Origin of the sequence: Streptomyces spiroverticillatus (assembly GCA_014650415.1) — a bacterium.
Taxonomy (GTDB): Bacteria; Actinomycetota; Actinomycetes; order Streptomycetales; family Streptomycetaceae; genus Streptomyces; species Streptomyces spiroverticillatus.
In genome coordinates this window covers 1-892 of record BMUX01000078.1, presented here as the reverse complement: position 1 = coordinate 892, position 892 = coordinate 1, and the positions used below count along the sequence as shown (strand labels likewise).

General features: G+C 65.0%; 1 pseudogene. It reads left to right on the top strand.

Going from position 1 to position 892, the window contains the following annotated elements:
• Positions 1 to 892: pseudogene (locus tag IE269_RS42775) on the top strand (potassium-transporting ATPase subunit KdpA); the annotation flags it as partial.

Here is an 892-nt window from a genome sequence, read left to right as displayed (position 1 = left end):
GGTTTCGCGTCGATCGATCCGGACCAGGCGTTCAACACGGCCGCGTCGTTTGTGGCGAACACGAACTGGCAGTCGTACTCCGGCGAGCAGGCCATGGGCCATGTCGTGCAGACCGGCGGCCTGGCGGTGCAGAACTTCGTCTCCGCTGCTGTGGGCATGGCCGTCGCGGCTGCGCTGGTACGGGGCTTCGCCCGTTCGCGGACGGGTGAACTGGGCAACTTCTGGGCGGATTTGGTGCGCGGCACTGTCCGGATTCTCATCCCGATTTCGGTGATCGGCGCGCTCGTCCTGGTGGCCTGTGGCGCGATTCAGAACTTCTCCGGCATTCATGAGGTCGGTCAGTTCGCGGGTGGGACGCAGGAGTGGAATGGTGGGGCGGTGGCCTCGCAGGAGGTCATCAAGGAGCTGGGCACCAACGGTGGCGGCTATTTCAATGCCAATTCCGCGCACCCGTTTGAGAATCCGGATGCCTTCTCGAATNCGGACTTTCGGGCGGATGGTCGGTTCGGTCAAGCAGGGGTACGCGATCCTCGCGACGATGGCGACGATCTGGATCGGTTTCACCGCGCTGATGCTGTGGACGGAGTCCGCGCACCACGGGCCGGCGTTCGACCTGGCCGGGGGTGCGATGGAGGGCAAGGAGACCCGCTTCGGCATCGGCGGCTCGGCAATCTTCTCGGTTGCCACCACGCTGACTTCCACCGGTGCGGTGAACTCCTTCCACTCGTCCAACACCGGGCTCGGTGGTGGTATCAACCTGCTGGGCATGCAGCTGGGCGAGATCGCTCCCGGCGGTGTCGGGTCCGGCTTGTACGGCATGTTGATCATGGCGGTCATCGCGGTGTTCATCGCCGGGCTGATGGTCGGCCGCACTCCGGAGTACCTGGGGAAG